We start from the raw sequence: 17,102 nt of genomic DNA on the forward strand, positions 1-17,102 counted from the left end.
ACAATTTTTGACTCGTTACCTGGAGACCCCCATGACACCCCGTACCGTCCAGAAACTCTTCGACCTCACCGGCAAGACCGCCCTCATCACAGGCGGCTCGCGCGGCCTGGGCCTGCAGATGGCGCATGCGCTCGGTGAAGCCGGCGCGAAGATCATGCTGAGCTCGCGCAAGGCCGAGGACCTGGAGCAGGCCGCGGCCGAACTGCAGGCCGCCGGCATCGACGCGCGCTGGATCGCCGCCGACTGCTCGAAGGAAGAAGACACCCGCCGCCTCGCCGACGAGACGCTGGAGCGCATGGGCGCTATCGACATCCTGGTGAACAACGCCGGCGCCAGCTGGGGTGCACCGGCCGAAGATCACCCGGTCGCGGCATGGGACAAGGTGATGAACCTCAACGTGCGCGGCTACTTCATCCTGGCGCAGCAGGTCGCCAACAAGTACATGATCCCGAAGAAGTCGGGCCGCATCATCAACATCGCGTCGATCGCCGGCCTGAACGGCAACCCGCCCGAGATGACCACGCTGGCCTACAACACCTCCAAGACCGCGGTGATCGGCTTCACGCACACGCTGGCCGCCGAATGGGGCAAGTACGGCATCAACGTCAACGCGATCTGCCCGGGCTTCTTCATGACCAAGATGGCGAGCGGCCTGATCCACACGATCGGCGAGGAAAAGATGGCCAACGCCGCACCGCTGCGCCGCCTGGGCGACGAGGAAGACCTGAAGGGCCTGACGCTGCTCTACGCGAGCGACGCCGGCAAGCACATCACCGGCCAGTGGGTGGCGGTGGATGGCGGCGTGAGCGTCGTCCTCGGCGCGGCCTGACGCCATGAGCCTTTCTTTCGGCGTCGCGATCCCGTTCGTCGACCTGCTCGGCTTCACGCTGGAGCGCTTCGAGAACGGCGAGTCGGAGCTGCACTACACGACGCAGCCGGATCACACCAACAGCTTTTCCGTGGCGCACGGCGGTGTCACCATGACGCTGCTCGACGTGACCATGGCGACCGCCGCGCGCAGCGTGCAGAACGACATGGGCGTGGTCACCATCGAGATGAAGACGACCTTCATGCAGGCCTCCCGCGGGCCGCTGGTGGCCAAGGGCCGGCTGATGCACCGCACGGCCACCATGGCCTTCACCGAGGCGACGGTCTACGACGAGAAGGGCCGCGCCTGCTCGCATGCGACGGGCACCTTCAAGTACGTCAAGCGCCTGCCGGTCAGCGGCAGCGAAGTGAACGCGCTGCAACCCGTTTCCACCGATTAGTTTTCACAGAAGAGATACGAACATGCCAGTCAACAAGCAGATCCACCTCGACAACCGCCCCGAAGGCGAAGCGACCGCCAGCAACTTCAAGCTCGTCACGGCCGAGACGCCGGCGCTGGCCGACAACCAGGTGCTGGTGCGCCACCACTTCCTGAGCCTGGACCCGTACATGCGCGGTCGCATGAACGACTCCAAGAGCTATGCAGCCAGCCAGCCCGTGGGCCATGTGTTCCAGGGCGGCACCGTGGGCGAAGTGGTCGAGAGCAAGAACGCCAAGTACAAGGTCGGCGACAAGGTCGTCGGCTTTGGCGGCTGGCAGGAATACAGCGTGGTCGATGCCTCGCAGCCCGGCTCGCTGAAGAAGGTCGACACCACGCACGTTCCGCTGTCGCACTACCTCGGCGCGGTCGGCATGCCGGGCGTGACGGCCTGGTATGGCCTGGTGAAGATCATCGCGCCGAAGGAGGGCGACACGGTCGTCATCACCGCCGCCAGCGGCGCGGTCGGCAGCGCCTTCGGTGCGCTGGCCAAGGCGCGCGGCTGCCGCGTGGTCGGCATCGCCGGCGGCCCGGACAAGTGCAAGTACGTGACCGATGAACTGGGCTTCGACGCCTGCATCGACTACCGCCAGCACCCGGACGTCAGGAGCATGAGCGCGGCGCTCAAGGAAGCCTGCCCCAAGGGCATCGACGGCTACTTCGAGAACGTCGGTGGCTACATCTTCGACGCGGTGCTGTTGCGCTGCAATGCCTTCGCGCGCATCGCGCTGTGCGGCATGATCGCCGGCTACGACGGCGCGCCGCTGCCGCTGGCCAATCCGTCGCTGATCCTCATCAACCGCCTGAAGATCGAAGGCTTCATCGTCAGCGAACACATGGAAGTGTGGCCCGAGGCGCTGGCCGAACTGGGCGCGCTGGTGGGCTCCGGCAAGCTGCGTCCGCGCGAGACGATTGCGCAAGGGATCGAGGCGGCGCCGGAGGCTTTCCTGGGTCTGCTGAAGGGCAAGAACTTCGGCAAGCAGCTGGTCAAGCTGATCTGAGGGTCGCCCCCGGGATGCGCGCTTCGTGGCGCGCGCCGATACTGCTGCACGTTCGAAGCAAAGTTCGAAGGAAAACACGATGGCCGACCTGATCCTGCACCACTACACCACCTCGCCGTTCTCGGAAAAGGTGAGGCTCATCCTCGGCGCCAAGAAGCTGCCGTGGAAGTCGGTCTTCATCCCGCCGATCATGCCGAAGCCGGATGTGGAGGTGCTGACAGGCGGCTATCGCAAGACGCCGTTCCTGCAGATCGGCGCCGACATGTACTGCGACACGGCGCTGATCGCCGACGTGCTGGAGCACCTGCAGCCCGAGCCGACGCTGTACCCGGAGCCGGAGAAGGGCCTGTCGCGCATCCTCGCGCAGTGGGCCGACACGACGCTGTTCTGGGCCGCGATGGCCTGGGCGCTGCAGCCCAAGGGCGCGGCCGAGGTGTTCGCCAAGGCGCCGCCCGAGGCGGCCAAGGCCTTCGGCGAGGACCGCGGCAAGATGAGTGCCGGCAACATGACGCGCCTGCGTCCGGCCGACGCCACCAGCGCCTACAAGTCCTACCTGCGCCGGCTCTCGGACATGTTCGACGACAAGCCCTTCCTGCTCGGCGAAGTGCCGTGCATCGCCGACTTCGCGGCCTACCACCCGCTCTGGTACACGCGCCGTATCGATTCGGTGCGCGGCATCCTGGACCTGACGCCGGGCGTGGTCGACTGGATGGACCGCATGTACGCGATCGGTCACGGCGCGCCGGAGAAGTGCACCTCCGAGGAAGCCATCGCGGCGGCCAAGGCGGCGCAGCCCCACACGCTGCTGACCGACAGCACCTTCCAGGACGACCACGGCATCCCGTTGGGCAGCGAAGTCACGGTGCGCGCGGAGAGCTTCGGCCTGGAGGAGACGGCCGGCAAGCTGGTCGCCGCGACGCGCACGCACTACACGCTGGAGCGCAGCAACGAGCGCGTGGGGACGGTGCACGTGCACTTCCCGCGCATCGGCTACGTGCTGCGCAAGTCGGAACAAGGCTGACGCGCGCGGGCTTTCGCCGCAGAATCGGGCGCCATGAAGCTCGATTCGACGCGAAGGCGGCGCCTGCTGCAGGCCGCGGGCGGTGCGCTGGTCGCGCCGCTGGGCGTGTGGGCTGCGCCATCCACGTTTTCACGTGTGCGGCCGGGGGACGCCGGATGGCCTTCCGATGCGAGTTGGCAGCAGTTGGGCCAGGCCGTTGGTGGTTCCCTGGTCAAGGTGCAATCGCCGTGGCCGGGGTGCATCGATGCGCCCTCTGGTGCCGCGTGCACGCAGTTGCTGAAGGCGGTCAAGAACCCGTACTTTTCCGGCGATGACGTTGCGCTCACGCAGACCTTGGGATGGGTCGATGCGTGGACCTCGAAACCCAGCGTGTATGCGGTGGCGGCGCGCAATGCGGGCGATGTCGTCGCGGCCGTCAACTTTGCGCGGGAGAACAAACTGCGCTTGGTGGTGAAGGGTGGCGGTCACAGTTACCAGGGCACTTCGAATTCGGCCGATTCGCTGATGGTCTGGACGCGTCGGATGAATGCGATCCAGATGCACGATGGCTTCGTTCCCGCCGGGTGCAGCGCAGCGCCGCTGCGCGCGGTGAGCGTCGGTGCCGGTGCGATCTGGGCGCATGCCTACCATGCGGTCACGACGCAGGCCGGCGGCTTTGTGCAAGGGGGCGGGTGCACCACGGTCGGCGTGGCGGGGCTGGTGCAGAGCGGTGGTTTCGGTAGTTTCTCGAAGCGATATGGCACCGCAGCGGGCAGCCTGCTGGAGGCCGAAGTCGTCACTGCCGATGGCGAGGTGCGCATCGCCAACGCGTGCATGAATCCGGAGCTGTTCTGGGGTCTCAAGGGCGGAGGTGGGGGCAGCCTGGGCGTGGTGACGCGGGTGACCGTGCGCGTGCACGAACTGCCGGAGGATTTCGGCGCGGCCAACATGTCGATCAAGGCAACGTCGCCTCAGGCGTACCGGCGGCTGATCGGGCTGGTGGTCGAGCACTATGCGAAGCGCCTGATGAACCCGAACTGGGGCGAGCAGATCCGCGTGCGGCCGGACAACAGCCTGCGCGTGTCGATGGTGTTCCAGGGCCTGAACCGGGGGCAGGCGCAGATGGCATGGCAGCCTTTCATCGATGCGGTGGCGAGTGCGCCGGGGGAGTTCTGGTTCGAATCGGCGCCCTTCATCGCGTCGCTGTCGGCGCGGGAGTTCTGGTCGGCGACAACCTTCAAGCGGATGGCGGGCGTGATGGCGGTCGACGACCGGCCTGGCGCGCCGAAGACCAATGTGTTCTGGCCCGGCGACCAGGGGCAGGCGGGGCAGTTCCTGCATGGCTACGACTCGGCATGGCTGCCTGCGGCGCTGTTGCGAGACGACCGGCGCGAGGCCTTGTGCGATGCGCTGTTCGCGGCCTCGCGGCATTCGGGCATCGGGCTGCACACCAACAAGGGGCTGGCGGGTGCACCGGCCGAGGCGATCGCGGCGGCACGGGATACGGCCACGAATCCATTGATGCTCGATGCCTTCGCGCTGGCCATCATGGGGGCGGAAGAGCAGCCGGCCTATCCCGGTGTCGCGGGCCATGAGCCGGATGTCGCGCGAGGGCGTGTGCGGGCGCAGGCCATCGCGCGCGGCATTGCCGAGTTGCGGAAGGTCGCGCCGAATGGCGGCGCCTATGTCTCCGAGAGCAACTACTTCGAGCCGGATTTCCAGCGGCAGTACTGGGGCACGAACTATCCACGGCTGCAGGCCGTCAAGGCCCGGTACGACCCGGAAGGCCTGTTCTTCGTCCACAACGGCGTGGGCAGCGAAGGGTGGAGCACCGATGGCTTCACGCGCACCGCTTGAATTTCAGCGCGCGGATGTCGCGGGACGCGCGGCTTCGCTGCGGCATTCAGAAGGTCACGGGTCGCGTCGTCACTTGAACGACAGCCGCCACGGGCGTAAAGCGGTCCAATAGCCCTCGCAACTCATTCTTCGATCTCAGAGACATCACAGGACAGCACTCATGATTCAGGACTTCAAGGACAAGACGGCAGTACTCACCGGCGCGGGCTCGGGCTTCGGGCTCGAATGTGCGCGCATCGGCGCGGCGCGGGGAATGAACCTGGTGCTCGTCGACGTGCAGCAGGACGCGCTCGACAAGGTCCAGGCCGAGATGGAAGCCGCCGGCGCGCAGGTGCTGGCGCGCAAGGTCGACGTGTCGAACGCGGCGCAGATGGAGCAACTGGCCGCCGACGTGAAGACGCGATTCGGCGCACCGCATTTCGTCTTCAACAACGCGGGCGTCGGCGCCGGTGGCCTGGTGTGGGAGAACACCGTGGCCGACTGGGAATGGGTCCTCGGTGTGGACCTCTGGGGCGTGGTGCACGGCGTGCGGCTGTTCGTGCCGATGATGCTGGAGGCGGCGGCCAAGGATCCGGCATACCGCGGCCACATCACCAACACGGCCAGCATGGCCGGCCTGCTGACGCCGCCCAACATGGGCATCTACAACGCGGCCAAGGCGGCGGTCGTGAGCCTGACCGAGACCATGTACCAGGACTTGACGCTGGTCACCGACCAGATCGGCGCGAGCCTGCTGTGCCCGTACTTCGTACCGACCGGTATCACGAAGAGCGAGCGCAACCGCCCGAACGCGCCGAAGCAGGACCAGCTCACCAAGAGCCAGCTCATCGGCCAGGCCATGAGCGACAAGGCGGTCAGCAGCGGCAAGGTCACCGCCTCTGAGGTTGCGAACAAGGTGTTCGAAGCGATCAGCGCCAACCAGTTCTATGTGTTCAGCCATCCGAAGGCGCTCGGCAACGTCCGGAGCCGGATGGAGAACATCGTGTCGATCACGAATCCGGCCGACCCGTTTCTGGAGCGACCGGAGATCGGCATCGCCTTGCGGGCACAGCTGCGCACACCCTGAGCCGCGGCAGGCGCAGGGGCGCTTCGCCGGCGGATTGGCGACAATCGCGGCTTTCCACAGCGATCCGGCTTTCCGGATTGGAGGAGCTGAATGATGGGGATGCCCTTGGACGCGCTGAAGACAAGCGAACGTGGCTGCGCCCTGTTCGACACCGCCATCGGCCCCTGCGGCATCGCGTGGAATGCGCAGGCCATCGTGGCCGTGCAGCTGCCCGAAGCCCATCCGGCCAACACCCGGGCACGGATGCTGCGCGGCACGGGCCCGCTGGAGGATGCGGCACCGCCACCCTTCGTGCAGGCCGCGATCGAGGGCGTGCAGTCCGTGATGCAGGGCGGCTCGCGCGACCTGCGTGAGGTGCCGCTCGACATGACCGGCGTGCCCGAGTTTCACCAGCGCGTCTATGCCATCGCCCGCCGTATCGCCCCGGGCCAGACGCGCACCTATGGCGAGGTGGCGCAGGAACTGGGCGACAAGGGCCTGGCGCGGGCCGTCGGCAAGGCGCTGGGGCGCAACCCGTTCGCGCCCATCGTGCCGTGCCACCGGGTGCTTGCGGCCAATGGCCGGCCGGGCGGCTTTTCAGGGGGCAGCGGCGTGCCGACCAAGTTGCGCATGCTGGCCATCGAGGGCACTTCGCCGAACGGGTCGCTGGCGCTGTTTGATTAGGGAGCCTCTGATCAAGTCCCCGCGGAGGGCTTGATCAGAGGCTCCTTAGCCGGGCGCGTCGGCTTTTGCTTGACGCGGTGCCGGTGGTCAGGCGATCTTCCCGCTTGCCGCCATCTGCGTGGAAGGTCATGGAGCAGCACAGCGATCCGGGGAAAGCGCGCGGGACATCCGCGCCGGTGCTCGACGCACGGCACCGTGCCGTGCGCCGGATCGACCTTGCCTGGGCCGCCATCCTGCTGGTCCCCGCCCTCTGGATCTATGGGGGCTCGCGCGCCTGGGATTCCAGGGCGGCCTGGCTCGTTGTCGCATCGGCGGCGTTCTTCGGCCTGCTTCGGGCGCTCGTGGGGCTTCGAGCTTTCCTGGCGCTCACCTACGTTCCGGCGCTGTTCGGCGTGCTGGCTGTGGCAGCCGAGCGATTGCGCGACGTCAACCTTCTCGAGGCGGCCCTGATCCGGCCGAACCCCGCCGAAGCGTGGCCCGTGATCCAGCCCTATGTGCTGTGGATCGCCCTGGCCGCGATCTTGTTCGCCACGCCGATCTGGGTCGCGTTCCGCAGGCCATCCATCCGGATGGCGCGCCGGAGAGGGGCTTGGGCGACTCTCGCGGCGATCACCGTCGCTGCGATGATGGTCGGCGCGGTCTTCCATGAGACCGTGTTGAGGGCCTGGCCGTTGAATGTGATCTCCGTGGCCGCTGCTTCCGCGCTCGGTCGCGACAACTTCCTCTCGACCGTGTCGCCCTATGCGGCCACCAACCCCCGGTCGGCGTCCGCGAGCTGGGGTGCCACGCGAGGCGCGGGCGTTCATCCGCAGCACGAGACCTACATCCTCATCATCGGGGAAACGATGCGAGCCGACCGGCTGGGTGCCTGCGGCGGGCCAGGGCAGGTCGGTCTGAGCCACCGCGACGCGATCATCTACTGCGACGTCATGTCAGGCTCCAGCAGCACGCATACGTCCGTCCCGCTGCTCGTCTCGCGCGACATGCCCGGCGGTGCCTATCGGGTCAGCAAGGACGCCACATTCATGAAGGCTTTCGAGGAGGTGGGCTTCCGCACCTGGTGGCTCGCGCTCCAGGAAAGGGGCATTGCCTGGCCCGACGCGAACACCGACGTGTTTCTTCCACCGAAGAGGACCGATCGGGAAACCCTGCTGCCATCGCTCCGGTCGGTGCTGGCGCTGGGCGCGCCCAGGAAGCTCATCGTGCTGCATGCCTATGGCGCACACTTCTCCTACTGCGACCGCTATGACGCGGCGAATGCTCCCTTCCCGGCGGATTGCTCGAAACTGTCCGGTTTCCCTGATCCCTCCACGCTGCCGGATTTCCGCCGCGCCTTCGACAACGCTACAGCCGAATCCCTCCGCTTCGTCGATGCCGTGATCTCGGATGTGGCGCAGGCGGGTGGCTCCGCCTTCGTGATGTTCACGCCTGACCACGGCGAGAACCTGCTAGACGACAAGCGAAAGCTCTTCCAGCATGCGCTCAAGGACCCAACGCCATGGGACACGCGCGTCCCGGCCGTCATCTGGGCGAGCGATGAATGGCGTGCCGGCAATGCCGCACGATGGGACAAGCTGCGCGCCAACCATGCAGCGAAGGCGATGCATGCAGACGTGGTGCCCACCTTGCTCCATGCGGCGGCCATCCGCTACGTCGACGAGCGGCCAGCGGTTGTCGATCTCGGGGCGACGTCACCGCCTGCCGACCGGACCCGCTGGGTCATGCGACGCATCGGCGAGAAGGTCGATGGCGATCAACTGCGCCAGGTACAGGCCGGCAAGCAACCCGCCAGGGCAGGGGAGTGACTGCTATCGACCCCGCTGCGCGACAGCGCCAAGGTAGCGCCCGCCCGACCATTGGCCGCTCTCGCAGAGATCGCGCAAGACGTCGCTGATCAGCCGGCAGATGGCAAGCTTGGCATTGGACGTCGGAAGGTGGCGTGACACGCACAGGCCGAGCACACGCACCACGTCCGTCGACGCAATGCGATGGGCGACGAGCCGTCCTTCCTCCACCTCGCGCTGCGCGAGGCCCAGCGGCATGATCGTGGGCCCGATACCAGCCTCGACCGCGCTCTTGAGCACATAGACGGAATTGATCTCCGCCGCGATGCGCTGGGGCGGAAGGCCGGCGCGCTTCAAGGCATCGTCGACGATCCATCGCGTGCAATGGCCATGCTGCGCACTCGGCAGGACAAGCGGCTGCGCCACTGCTTCGTCGAGCGATATGTCGCCCGGTGCCGGCGCGATCGGGTCCTGCGGCGAATGCATGAGCACGAAGGCTTCTTCCACCAGTGGCGTGAAGACGATGTCGCGCGAGGGCATGGTCTCGGTGAAGACGGCAATGTCGACACGCCCGAGCAGCAACTGGTCGGCCATGTTGCCGGTGAGTTCCTCGTTCAGATGGAAAAGGATGTTGGGATAGCGGCGCGACACGGCGCGCATCAGCGGCATCGCGATCGTCGCGGCGACGCTCTGCGGCAAGGCCACCACCACCGAACCGACCACCGCGTCGGACGACCGCAGCACCGCCGCGCGTGCATCGCTGATCTGCTTGGTGATGCCCTGGGCGTACTCGTAGAAGACCTTGCCCGCCTCGGTGGTCGTCACGCCGTTCCGGCTGCGCGACAGCAGTTGAACGCCCAGCTCGGACTCCAGCTCCGCCAGTTGCTTGCTCAGGGCCGACTGCGCCACGTGCAGGTGCTCCGCAGCGCGAGAGAGGCTCTTGTTCTCGACGATCGCGAGAAAGTACTTGAATTGGCGAAGCTCCACGGCCTTGATTCTGAACCGGTTCGGGCTCAGGAGGTCGAGCAGGCGAAGCTGGCAGCGTCGTTCAAGTCGCCGCTTCCCTTGTAGCGCGGGTAGGCCGGGTACTTGCACAGCGGTCGTGCGAGCGTCGTCGCGCCACTGGCGTCGACCTTGCGATGCACCAGCGATTGCGCCGAGGCCGGCGTGCCTTGCTCCACCCACGTCGCCATCGCCTTGAGCAGGTCGACCTTGTCGGGGCCGACGCCGCCGTAGCAGTGGCCGACGCCTGGCGCCATGAAGAGTTCGACAGTCTGGTCGGCCTTGGCTTGTCCCAGGGCGCCGACGACGTTGTTGTAGTAGCGCGCGGTATCGCGAGGGCTCACCGAGGAAGCGGTTGTGCCGTTCCACAGGATGAGCTTGGCGCCACGCGCGTTCAGCGCCGTCAGGTCGGGGTTGAAAGCCTCGAACATGCCGCCCACCACGCCCATGCGCGGCAGCCAGTCGTCGTAGTTCCAGGAGAGCGTGTCGTAGTTCGGATCCTGCGTGATGAAGGAGCGCACGAAGCCGTCCGAGAACAGGCCCTGCACGGAATTGCCGCCAAAGGCCGCGCTCGGCCAGATGTATTCGCCCCAACCCTTGGCAGAGTTCTCGGCGCCGGGGTTGTAGCCAGGGTGCGTCCAGGCGCCATCGGCCGAGGCAATGGCCGAGGTCACCGTGTTGACCGTGGCGATCTGCGCGTCGGACAGGCAGTTGTCGCCCGTGTCCGCGCCGGCCGCGCAACGCAGCGGCGCCGGGTCGAAGTGGCAAGCCTCGGGCTTGCCGATGATGCCGTCGGCCGCGCCGTCGAGGCTGTCGCACTGGGCCAGCACGGCATTCGCGAGCAGCGTCTGCTTGGCCGCATTGAGCGAATTGGCCGGGGTGCGGACCTGCTTGGAGATGCGGTTGAACTGCATGAACAGGCCCATGATGTTGCCGGCCGGCGCGCGCGCCACGATGCCATCGAAGTCCTCCGGATAGCGCTGGGCCTCCGTCAGCGCATCGTGCCCGCCCATCGAGCAGCCTTCGAAGTAGCTGCGCGAAGCGGCCGATCCGAAGAAGCCCGCGACCAGCGCCTTGGCGGCCGGCAGTGCGCGGTGTTCGGACCGGTACGTGAAGTCGGCCAGTTGCTCGGGGTTGAGTGCGAAGGCCGCCTTGAAGTAGTCGAGGCCGCGCACGCCCGGATAGTCGTAGCCGCCGTTGGTGCCGACCGTCGCGTAGCGCTCGCTGACGATCGATTCGCTGAACTGCGGGTCGGTGGCGACCGGCATGGCGCCATCGAAGCCGCCACCGCCGAGAAACGCGATCTTGCCGTTCCAGCCGCTGGTCGGCATGCGCGCTTCGAAGCGTAGCGTCGAGCCATCGAGCTTGGCATGCACCACGCAGTACTCGGGTTGCGCACCGGTGGCGGCAACGACCTGGGCGTCCTGCACGGTGGCCCCGTTGCCCAGGGGCTGGCCCGGGATCAGGGGGCACTTTTCCGAGAGCGTGAGGGCAGGGGCGGGCGCAGGGGCTGGTGCCGGCGTGTTGGCTGCGACAGGGGCTGGGGCAATGAAGCCATTGTTGTGGCCCCCTCCACCGCATCCGGCAGCCGCCAGCAGGGCGATCAACGAGGCGCTACGTGTGAATTGCATTGACTTGTCTCCGTGGGTTCGAACGTGTTGTGCGTCGGTCTTTGTTCAGCCGAAGCTGACGACCTTGCCGGGGTTGAAGATGTTGTGCGGATCGAAGGCCCGCTTGATCGAGCGCATCAGCGCGACCGCGTGCGGCCCGTGCTCCTCGACGAGGTACTGCATCTTGTGAAGGCCGACGCCGTGCTCGCCGGTCGAGGTGCCGCCGTGCCGCAAGGAGCGCTGGACCAGCCGGTGGCTGAAGGCCTCGGCGGCGGCCGCTTCCGAGGGATCGTCGGGGTCGACCAGCACCAGGCAATGGAAGTTGCCGTCGCCGACATGGCCGAACACCGGTGCCAGCAGGCCATGGGCCTCGATGTCTTCCAATGTTTCCTCCACGCAGGCGGCGAGCGCGGACAAGGGCACGCAGGCATCGGTGGTCATGCTGCGGCTGCCGGCCTTCAGTTGCAGCGAAGCGAAGTAGGCGTGGTGCCTCGGCGTCCACAGGCGCGAGCGCTCTTCCGGCAGGCTGGCCCACTGGAACTCGCCACCGCCATGGCCGCTCGCGATCTCGGCAACGACCGCGGCCTGCTCCTCGATCTGCGCCTGGCTGCCGGCGAATTCGAGAAACAGCGTGGGCTTCTCCGCCAGCGTCGTGCGGCTGTGCGCATTGACGGCCTGGATGGTCAGCGCGTCCAGCATTTCCGCGCGCGCCAGCGGCACGCCGAGCTGGATCGACTCGATGACGCAGTCGACGGCGGCGCGCACCGCAGGGAAATGCACGACCGCCGAAGCCACCACTTCGGGATGCGGGTGAATCCGCACCGTCGCCTCGGTGATGAGCCCCAGCGTGCCTTCGGAGCCGCAGAAGAGCTGCGTCAGGTTGTAGCCGGCGGAGCTCTTGCGGGCATGCGATGCGGTGCGGATCACATCGCCTTGCGCAGTCACGACCGTGAGGCTCACGAGGTTGTCGCGCATGGTGCCGTAGCGCACGGTGTTGGTACCCGAGGCGGCGGTGGCCACCATGCCCCCGACCGTCGCATCGGCTCCGGGATCGACCGAGAAGAAGAAGCCCGTGCCGGCCAGTGCCGCGTTGAGCTGGCTGCGCGTCACGCCCGCCTGGACGGTGGCCGTGAGGTCGCTGGTGCGGATCGCGAGCACCTCGTTCATCTGCGAGAAGTCGATGCAGACACCGCCTTCGACTGCCAGCAGATGGCCCTCGATCGAAGAGCCGACACCGAAGGCGATGACCGGTACCCGCTCCCGCGCACAGGCCCGCACCACGAACGCTGCCTCGTCGGTGCTGTGCACGTAAACCACGGCGTCGGGCGGGAGCGGGCGGTAGCTGGACTCGTCGCTGCCGTGCTGCAGCAGCACGCTGGCGGCCGTGGACAGCCGCGCGCCGAAACGGTTGCGCAAGGCCGCGATGAGTTCTGCGGAGGGTGCGCGGCGGCCGGCATCGGCGGCAGACGGGCGCACGGGGTCCATCACATGGGCATCCATGATCTTTTTCCTGAAGAGAGATGAGGCGCGGGCAACCCGCCCGCGGAGGGGAGTGACGTCAGTGCGTCGAGGCGGCCGACGATGCGGCCGATGGCTTGACCCGCAGCACCAGCACCGCGCCGATCACGAGCAGCGCCGCGAGCATGTGCAGGCCGGCATCCGTGCTCTTCGTCGCATCCTTGATGACACCGATCATGAAGGGCGCGGCGAAGCCGGAGAGGTTGCCGAAGGAGTTGATGAAGGCGATGCCGGCCGCTGCGGCTGCACCGCCGAGGAAGCCGGTCGGCATGCCCCAGAACACGGGCAGCGTCGACATGATGCCCATCGTCGCGATGGTCAGGCCGACCATCGACCAGGCGGCGCTGCCATGCATTGCCACGCTCATCAGCAGGCCGGCCGCGCCGACCACCGCGGCAATGGCCGAGTGCCAGCGGTGCTCGAGGCGACGGTCTGCGCTGCGCGCCGTCAGGTACATCGCGACCACGCCGAAGGTCCACGGAATGGCGCTCAGCAGGCCGATGTCGAGCGCGCCCTTCACCCCGATGGCCTTGATGATGCTGGGCAGCCAGAAGGAGATGCCGTAGAGACCGGACACGAACGAGAAATACACCAGGGCCAGCAACCAGACGCGCCCCTGCGCCATCACACGCCAGATGCTGACCTCGGACTTGCCGGCGTTGTCCGCGGCGATTTCACGTGCGATCAGCTCGCGTTCTGCAAGGCTCAGCCATGCGGCATCCTTGACCCGGTCGTCCAGGTAGCGCCAGATCACAAGCCCAAGCGCCACCGTGGGAAGGCCCTGCAACAGGAACAGCCATTGCCACCCCTGCCAGCCGTTGATCCCGGCCATGCCCTGCAGGATCCAGCCAGAGATGGGGCCGCCCAGGATGCCGGCGAAGGGGATCGCGGCCAGGAACAGCGACGTCGCCTTGCCGCGGCGGGCTGCTGGGTACCAGTAGGTGAGGTACAGGATGATGCCCGGGAAGAACCCTGCTTCGGCTGCACCGAGGAAGAAACGGATGACGTAGAAGGTCATCGGTGAATCCACGAACATCGTGCCCGCCGACAACAGGCCCCAGGTGATCATGATCCGGGCGATCCAGCGGCGCGCGCCCACCTTGTGCATGAGGACGTTGCTTGGCACTTCGAAGATGAAGTACCCGATGAAGAAGATGCCGGCGCCCAGGCCGTACACCGCCTCGCTGAATTGCAGCGCATCCTGCATCTGCAACTTGGCAAAGCCGACGTTCACGCGGTCCAGGTAGGCGACGATGTAGCAGACGAACAGCAGCGGTATCAACCGCCAGCTGACCTTGCGATAGACCGCGTCCGCGGCCGAGAGAGAGACGGAGCCGCCTAGCGGCGTCGATAGAGAGCTGGTGGTCATCATGGTGTCTTGCTTGTTTGCCAGGCCGCCATGGTTGATCCGCCGCGCGATCGGCCCTATCGGGTTAACTCGCGAAATTCATACCGATGGGAGAACGTGCCATCTCGCTGGGAGATGGCCGATCGGACGGGGCCCGGCGGCTTCTTCCTACGACATGACGCGCAAGCCGCCCTTCAGCCGCAGCGCCGCGCACGTTACGGTCGAGCTCCATTGACCCACAAAGCCCACAGCCTCCATGAAACGCACCGCTTTCTCCGCCGCCGCCCTCGTCTCCATCACGCTGGCCCTCGGCGCGTGCAGCAGCACGTCGCCCACCACGACCGCCGCCAACCAGCCCGACCCGACGATACTGCTGATTCCGGTGCAGGTGAACGACCCGGCGATGGCGTCGGGTTGCTGGGCGCAGTTCTATTCGGACCGCGAGTTCAAGGGGGACATGGCCACGCTGGTCGGCCCGGCCGTGATCGAGACCATGGACAAGGGATCGGCCAAGGCGCTCAAGCGCGCGATCGACAGTGTCTCCGTCGGGCCGAAGGCCACCTTGCAAGTTTACGAGCACAGCATGTTCCGCGATCGCACGGTCACCTTCGCGCCGAACACCCGCGCGGGTGGCTTGATCCAGCGCCTGGGCTTTGGCGGGGGCATCGAATCGCTCAAGCTGAGTTGCATCTCCTGAGGCGGCAACGAAGCGAGCCCGCAAGGGCTGCCTAACGCGCTTCCCGTTGCACGTCGGCGTCGAAACTCACCCCCGCTTGGGCGAGCCCTTGCCACGCGGGATAAGTCGTCGCGAAGTCGCTCACGATGCGCTCGAGCGGCATGTCGTCGAACGTGCCGCGTTCCCCGACGTACTCCATGTGGCGCCGCCCTTCGCCATCGAAGGGGTGGTACAGCGAATCGGTCTTCCCATCCCATTCGAGCGGCAGCAGGCCGAAGCGCTGGCACAGCTCGACGTTGAACGCGGGTGTGGACTTGATCCAGGCGCCATCCAGCCACAGCTCGGTGTAGCCGTGCCAGATGAAGATGTCCGTCTGCATGGTCTCGCGCATGCGCTGCGTCGACAGGTGATTGCGCACGTCCGCATAGCCGACCCGCGCGGGAATGCCGGCGGCGCGCGCAGCGGCCGCGAGGAGGGCGGCCTTGGGCACGCACCAGCCGTATCCTTGTTCGATCACCTGGCTTGCCCGCATGCCGTGCGGTGAGAGGTCGACGCGGTACGGGTCGTAGCGGAAGCGGTCACGCACCGCGTAGTAGAGGGACACGGCGCGTTCGCGGTCGTTCGTTCCCTGAGCGTGTTCGGCTGCGAAGTCGACGACGCTGGGGTGGTCACTGTCGATCAGTGTGGTCGCTGCGAGGGTTGCCCGCGTCGGGCCTGTAATCGTGGTTTGCATGTCCGATGTTTACCAGAAGTCCGATACACCGGTTGAACGTGCATCTGTTGCGGGACAGCACAGTGGCAGCTGTTGAAATACGATCCGACTCGCGCTTGCGAGCGTCTTCACACCACTCACGGAGTTCCGAACCGATGACCGACATCTGGCGCTTGCCCGCTTCCCGCGTGGCCGACCTGATCCGCCAGCGCAAGCTGTCGGCGACCGAAGCGGCGCAGGCTGCATTGGCACGGCTCGATGCCGTCAATCCCAAGCTCAATGCGGTGGTCGACTGCCGGCCAGATGACGTGCTGCGCCGCGCGGGTGCGATCGATGCGGCGCTCGCGCGTGGCGAGGAAGCAGGCGCACTCGCCGGTGTGCCGGTGACGGTCAAGGTCAACATCGACCAGGTCGGTTTCGCGACCACCAACGGTGTCACGCTGCAAAAGGACCTGGTCGCTTCGACGAACAGTCCGGTGGTCGACAGCCTGCTGAAGGCGGGTGCGGTCATCGTCGGGCGCACCAACACGCCGGCCTTCAGCTACCGCTGGTTCACGGGCAACAAGCTGCACGGCACCACGCTCAACCCGCGTGACGCCGCGCTCACCCCGGGCGGATCGTCCGGTGGCGCGGCGTCGGCGGTCGCGGCGGGCATCGGGCACATCGGGCATGGCACGGACATCGCGGGGTCGATCCGCTATCCGGCCTATGCGTGCGGCGTGCATGGCTTGCGGCCAACGCTCGGGCGTATCGCGGCATTCAACGCAGCCTTGCCCGAGCGCACCATCGGCGGCCAGATCACGGCCGTCTCCGGCCCGATCGCCCGCACGATCCATGACCTGCGGCTGGGCCTGGCCGCGATGGCCGCGCCGGATGCGCGCGATCCGTGGTGGTGCCCCGCGCCGCTGGTCGGACCGGCCGCGCCGCGCATCGTCGCGATGTGCCTGCGGCCGGATGGACTGGACACCCAACCCGAGGTTGTGAAGGCGCTGCTCGATGCAGTGGGCCGCCTTCGCGACGCGGGCTGGACGGTGGACGAGGTCGATGCGCTGCCGCCGCTTCGCGATGCCGTCGAAAGCCAGGTCACGCTGTGGATGGGCGACGGCTACGAGGCCATGGTGAAGGCGGCCGAGCGCGAGGGCGATGCGGGTGCGATCACCGCGCTGGCAGGGCAGGCGGGCGTCGCGCGTGACATCGGTGCGGCGCAACTTTCGGCGGCGTTGGTCCGGCGCGCCACCATCACGCGGCAGTGGCAACTGTTCCTCGAACGCTATCCGGTCGTCCTGTTGCCGGTGTGCGCCGAGCTGCCCTTCGCGGCCAACCTGGACTTGCAGGGCACTGAGGCCTATGCGCGCGTCTGGAAGGCGCAGATGACGATGATCGCCTTGCCGCTTACCGGCTTGCCCGCGCTTACGGTGTCGACGGGCATGGTCGGCAACAGCCCGGTCGGCGTGCAACTCGTGGCCGGGCGTTTCCGCGAGGATCTCTGCCTGGCCGCGGGCGAGGCCATCGAGGCAAGGGGCGTTCCGCCGATGCCGGTCGTCGACCCCGTCGGCTGA

Annotated in this window: 15 protein-coding genes; 10 read left to right on the top strand and 5 right to left on the bottom strand. The window is 67.1% G+C overall.

Annotation, left to right across the window (positions count from 1 at the left end; all coding sequences use genetic code 11):
• The first annotated feature begins 31 nt into the window (after positions 1-31).
• From WKW79_RS00780 to WKW79_RS00815, 8 genes are all read left to right on the top strand, one after another.
• On the top strand, positions 32-829 hold the full coding sequence (locus WKW79_RS00780; RefSeq protein ID WP_340333191.1) for an SDR family oxidoreductase: 798 nt from the start codon (positions 32-34) through the stop codon (positions 827-829).
• Positions 830-833: 4 nt separating this feature from the next.
• Positions 834-1,268: a PaaI family thioesterase gene (locus WKW79_RS00785; RefSeq protein WP_340333192.1), complete on the top strand. Its 435-nt coding sequence runs from the start codon at positions 834-836 to the stop codon at positions 1,266-1,268.
• A gap of 22 nt (positions 1,269-1,290) precedes the next feature.
• Complete coding sequence (locus WKW79_RS00790) at positions 1,291-2,307, top strand: NADP-dependent oxidoreductase (protein ID WP_340333193.1); 1,017 nt, start codon at positions 1,291-1,293, stop codon at positions 2,305-2,307.
• A 79-nt stretch (positions 2,308-2,386) separates the two neighbouring features.
• The gene (locus tag WKW79_RS00795) at positions 2,387-3,328 is read left to right on the top strand and encodes a glutathione S-transferase family protein (RefSeq protein ID WP_340333194.1); all 942 of its coding nucleotides are present in this window, start codon (positions 2,387-2,389) and stop codon (positions 3,326-3,328) included.
• A gap of 33 nt (positions 3,329-3,361) precedes the next feature.
• On the top strand, positions 3,362-5,164 hold the full coding sequence (locus tag WKW79_RS00800) for an FAD-dependent oxidoreductase (protein WP_340333195.1): 1,803 nt from the start codon (positions 3,362-3,364) through the stop codon (positions 5,162-5,164).
• Positions 5,165-5,324: 160 nt separating this feature from the next.
• A complete protein-coding gene (locus WKW79_RS00805; protein WP_340333196.1) occupies positions 5,325-6,230 on the top strand; it encodes an SDR family oxidoreductase in 906 nt (301 codons plus the stop codon).
• 90 nt (positions 6,231-6,320) lie between these two features.
• The gene (locus WKW79_RS00810) at positions 6,321-6,893 is read left to right on the top strand and encodes a methylated-DNA--[protein]-cysteine S-methyltransferase (RefSeq protein WP_340333197.1); all 573 of its coding nucleotides are present in this window, start codon (positions 6,321-6,323) and stop codon (positions 6,891-6,893) included.
• Positions 6,894-6,997: 104 nt separating this feature from the next.
• A complete protein-coding gene (locus tag WKW79_RS00815; RefSeq protein WP_340333198.1) occupies positions 6,998-8,698 on the top strand; it encodes a sulfatase-like hydrolase/transferase in 1,701 nt (566 codons plus the stop codon).
• 3 nt (positions 8,699-8,701) lie between these two features.
• On the opposite strand, the gene WKW79_RS00820 is transcribed toward WKW79_RS00815, so the two are convergent.
• The 4 genes from WKW79_RS00820 to WKW79_RS00835 are packed head-to-tail and all read right to left on the bottom strand — an operon-like array spanning position 8,702 to position 14,176.
• The gene (locus WKW79_RS00820) at positions 8,702-9,664 is read right to left on the bottom strand and encodes a LysR substrate-binding domain-containing protein (protein ID WP_340333199.1); all 963 of its coding nucleotides are present in this window, start codon (positions 9,662-9,664) and stop codon (positions 8,702-8,704) included.
• Between the two features lie 26 nt (positions 9,665-9,690).
• Positions 9,691-11,310: a tannase/feruloyl esterase family alpha/beta hydrolase gene (locus WKW79_RS00825; protein ID WP_340333200.1), complete on the bottom strand. Its 1,620-nt coding sequence runs from the start codon at positions 11,308-11,310 to the stop codon at positions 9,691-9,693.
• 45 nt (positions 11,311-11,355) lie between these two features.
• Entirely contained in the window at positions 11,356-12,789 is a 1,434-nt protein-coding gene (locus WKW79_RS00830) for an FAD-binding oxidoreductase (RefSeq protein WP_422823779.1), read from the bottom strand.
• Positions 12,790-12,847: 58 nt separating this feature from the next.
• On the bottom strand, positions 12,848-14,176 hold the full coding sequence (locus WKW79_RS00835; protein WP_340333825.1) for an MFS transporter: 1,329 nt from the start codon (positions 14,174-14,176) through the stop codon (positions 12,848-12,850).
• 235 nt (positions 14,177-14,411) lie between these two features.
• On the opposite strand from WKW79_RS00835, the gene WKW79_RS00840 reads away from it, so the two are divergent.
• Positions 14,412-14,852 (top strand): hypothetical protein, encoded by a 441-nt coding sequence (locus WKW79_RS00840; protein ID WP_340333201.1) that lies wholly within the window; start codon positions 14,412-14,414, stop codon positions 14,850-14,852.
• 31 nt (positions 14,853-14,883) lie between these two features.
• Here the strand turns inward: WKW79_RS00840 and WKW79_RS00845 are convergent, their stop codons facing one another.
• Complete coding sequence (locus WKW79_RS00845; protein ID WP_340333202.1) at positions 14,884-15,564, bottom strand: transglutaminase-like domain-containing protein; 681 nt, start codon at positions 15,562-15,564, stop codon at positions 14,884-14,886.
• Positions 15,565-15,698: 134 nt separating this feature from the next.
• Here WKW79_RS00845 and WKW79_RS00850 point away from each other — a divergent pair, with 134 nt between their 5' ends.
• A complete protein-coding gene (locus WKW79_RS00850) occupies positions 15,699-17,102 on the top strand; it encodes an amidase family protein (RefSeq protein WP_340333203.1) in 1,404 nt (467 codons plus the stop codon).

It is taken from the genome of Variovorax robiniae, assembly GCF_037889955.1.
Taxonomy (GTDB): domain Bacteria; phylum Pseudomonadota; class Gammaproteobacteria; order Burkholderiales; family Burkholderiaceae_C; genus Variovorax; species Variovorax robiniae.

Coding starts and splice junctions, on each gene's coding strand:
- WKW79_RS00780 (WP_340333191.1), top strand. CDS start 32: ATGACACCCCGTACCGTCCAGAAACTCTTCGACCTCACCGGCAAGACC.
- WKW79_RS00785 (WP_340333192.1), top strand. CDS start 834: ATGAGCCTTTCTTTCGGCGTCGCGATCCCGTTCGTCGACCTGCTCGGC.
- WKW79_RS00790 (WP_340333193.1), top strand. CDS start 1,291: ATGCCAGTCAACAAGCAGATCCACCTCGACAACCGCCCCGAAGGCGAA.
- WKW79_RS00795 (WP_340333194.1), top strand. CDS start 2,387: ATGGCCGACCTGATCCTGCACCACTACACCACCTCGCCGTTCTCGGAA.
- WKW79_RS00800 (WP_340333195.1), top strand. CDS start 3,362: ATGAAGCTCGATTCGACGCGAAGGCGGCGCCTGCTGCAGGCCGCGGGC.
- WKW79_RS00805 (WP_340333196.1), top strand. CDS start 5,325: ATGATTCAGGACTTCAAGGACAAGACGGCAGTACTCACCGGCGCGGGC.
- WKW79_RS00810 (WP_340333197.1), top strand. CDS start 6,321: ATGATGGGGATGCCCTTGGACGCGCTGAAGACAAGCGAACGTGGCTGC.
- WKW79_RS00825 (WP_340333200.1), bottom strand. CDS start 11,310: ATGCAATTCACACGTAGCGCCTCGTTGATCGCCCTGCTGGCGGCTGCC.
- WKW79_RS00830 (WP_422823779.1), bottom strand. CDS start 12,789: ATGGATGCCCATGTGATGGACCCCGTGCGCCCGTCTGCCGCCGATGCC.
- WKW79_RS00835 (WP_340333825.1), bottom strand. CDS start 14,176: ATGACCACCAGCTCTCTATCGACGCCGCTAGGCGGCTCCGTCTCTCTC.
- WKW79_RS00840 (WP_340333201.1), top strand. CDS start 14,412: ATGAAACGCACCGCTTTCTCCGCCGCCGCCCTCGTCTCCATCACGCTG.
- WKW79_RS00845 (WP_340333202.1), bottom strand. CDS start 15,564: ATGCAAACCACGATTACAGGCCCGACGCGGGCAACCCTCGCAGCGACC.
- WKW79_RS00850 (WP_340333203.1), top strand. CDS start 15,699: ATGACCGACATCTGGCGCTTGCCCGCTTCCCGCGTGGCCGACCTGATC.